This window comes from Nostoc sp. PCC 9305, from assembly GCF_963920915.1.
Lineage (GTDB): Bacteria > Cyanobacteriota > Cyanobacteriia > Cyanobacteriales > Nostocaceae > Nostoc.
In genome coordinates, this window is the sequence record NZ_CAWUDN010000226.1 from 1 (window position 1) to 2,724 (window position 2,724).

The 2,724-nt window shown below is 45.9% G+C and carries 1 protein-coding gene; it reads right to left on the minus strand.

What is annotated here, in order from left to right; translation table 11 throughout:
* Positions 1 to 212 precede the first annotated feature (212 nt).
* A complete protein-coding gene (locus ACM0OX_RS35430) occupies positions 213 to 2,639 on the minus strand; it encodes a GH116 family glycosyl hydrolase (RefSeq protein ID WP_414519861.1) in 2,427 nt (808 codons plus the stop codon).
* Between the last annotated feature and the right edge of the window lie 85 nt (positions 2,640 to 2,724).

Consider the following 2,724-nt stretch of genomic DNA (forward strand, 5'->3'; position numbering starts at 1 on the left):
AGGGGGATCTTCAACGATTTTGGTTTTATACAAAGATGTGTGTACACCGTAGCCCAATATGGGAGAAGGGGAACTGGAGAATTCGCTTCCTTCTGCTAGTTTTGAGAGAGGGGCTGGGGGTAAAACTTATACATTCAGAAGATTTCAGCTTAAGTTGACACCAATGACATGTATGTGTGTTGCATCAAAACGAGAACTGTTTTGATAGTCAATCAATTAATAACTAAGTAAATCCCCCAAATTGCCATTGGCCGCAGGTAAGTGCTAGCGCGGAAAGTACCAGTTGCGGTGATAGCTTCTGGCGTGCGAAATTGCAGACCATTTTCATAAATTTGCTGCACCACAGCTTGCGTCAACCTCAACGCTTCATCTTTCATTCCCATCTGCACGAGAAAAGCCGCCAGCCCAAAGTTTATCCCCGTCCAAACTTCTAAGGGATGAGTAGCTTTGGGATTTTCTGGTGAACCATCACGACGAACACCATTAGCAGCACCAAACTCACCATTACAGAATTTCAAAAAGCAAGCGTCATAAACTGTTTTCAGGGCAGAAAGGGCGCGATCGCTCGGTACAATATCAGGTAAGTCCAGCAGACGAGCGTAAAATTGTCCGCATAATTGATCTGCCATTACCACATCGGAACCACTTTTACTATCTAGTCGGTAATATTCCCCATTCCAGAGTTTTTCTTGGTAAATAGGAAGAGATTGTTGTAACCAAGTTTCATAAGTGGATTTTTGCGCTGCCAAATCTGTTGTGTCACCTGTCTGGTAAGTTAATAAAATATCGCTAATTGCGATCGCAGCTTCTAACGCCGCTAACCATAACCCCCCACAATAGGCGCTAACACCTTGTAACCGCCAATCATCAAACGTTTGGTCAGGCGCACCAGAATTTTCAGGAATCCCATCGCCGTCGAGGTCAAAAGTTTTCAGATAGTCGAGGGTTTGAACAATCGCATTCCAGCAATCTGCCAAGAATTCCACATCGTCAGCACCCGTGAGTAAAAAATCACGGTATACTTGCAAAACGAAATCACTACCTAAATCCTTCCATAAATTACAGTCTTGATAGCTGGTGTAGTTGGTTTTCTCCCAAACGTGTTCGTTCGGTGCGCCTAAATCGTGGGGTGTTGCACCTGCAACTTTGCGAACTGCAATTGGGCTTTCGGCCTTAATTGTCATGTAATAGCCAATTATTCGTGGTGTATCGTCACCTTTAGGAATCGCCCGTGCAAATGCCCGAATCACCGACTTTTCTAATTCTGGAAACAGCATCAGCAGGGCAAAAGAGCCATACAACCGCACATCTAGACTTTCATACCAACGGTAATCTAAGCACTCCAGCACCGCAAACTGACCGATGGGATCAAGTTCTGATGCTGCACTCCAAAGAGTACCGCCGCTGGTGAGGTCATAAAGCTCATTAAATAGAGCCATTTTAAACCAGTTGGGTAAATCTTCTCGGTCAAGGATGGGTTTTTGCCAACTTTGAATTTGCGATCGCCAGGTTTGGTATTCTTGTAATGCAGTGGATGCGATCGTCCAGGCGTTGTTGCCATTTTTACCAAAAAAGTCTGTATATCTGCGGTAATAATTAATCCCAGCCGCAAATTCTACGATTGGCAAATCCCAAGCTAGGACAAAGGGGATTTCGAGAGTTTCGCCTGGTTGGAGAGTGAAACGGATTGCGATGCCTGCGGCCGGCGTAGCCATCGCAGCCCCGATTTGTGTATTCTCTGTTGCTGTCGTATCTAGATAATTAGGTAAAGAGCCATCTTTAGCAAAGCTTTGCCACACCTCATCACCCGTACCTTCAGGATTCCAGCGGCTATGATGAAATACTTCCACTTGGGGATGTTTCAGCGTCGCAATACACCAAGTTCCGTCGCCTTCTTGCAAAGGTTCATTACTACCAACCCGACCTAAAACACAGCCAAACTGTTGTGTATTTTCAACTATCTGGTTGTAGTTTCCTTGACTTTCGCCCCAGCGCGGTTGGTATTCGTAAACCGGACTACCATCATCGCGCACCCGCACTTCGGGAGATTTGAGAGCGTTTGTAAACCAGCCCACCACATTTTGCCAAGTAAGCATAATGCTGAGAGTAATCGGTGCATCTGTGGGATTATGAGCATTCCAGAGGAATATTGCCACAGGGTAGCTAGTTTCTTGGTAATTACCTGCCCAGACTGGGGAAAATTGCTCACAAGTCAACTGTGCTTGAAATACATTTTCATATACAAACCAGCTACGTGGATATAGCGCGTGATAATTGCCCGTCCCCTCTGTGTCGGGAGATGTCGGATACCACTGCCACGCTTTGAGAGTGCCATCATCGGGTGCTTGGGTAGACAAAGCGTAGGCTTGGGAAGATGTGCTATTAGATTCAAACACACTGAATTGACAAGCGGGAATATTTTTGAAGGTATGCTCACCGCCGTCGATGTGCCACAGGTTAAAGTCTCCCCGTGAAGAACGACCGATGCAACCTGCACCAAAGCCGCCTAAAGGCATACCATGCCAAGGGCCATCATCAATATTACTTGCATAGCGGACGGTATAAGGTTTGTCCCAACCTAAGCCGATGGGACGGCTCCAAGTACAAGAGGGAATTTTCGGAGAGAGTTGATTTGTCATCGCCTAATGTTACAGCGTGCAGTTACGTCAATGGTGCGATTCGGTGATTAGCGAATAACGGTAATCAGTCCGTAAATAACTAATC

What these genes read in the sequence shown, in the direction of transcription:
- ACM0OX_RS35430 (WP_414519861.1), bottom strand. Translation starts at nt 2,639, where the DNA reads ATGACAAATCAACTCTCTCCGAAAATTCCCTCTTGTACTTGGAGCCGT.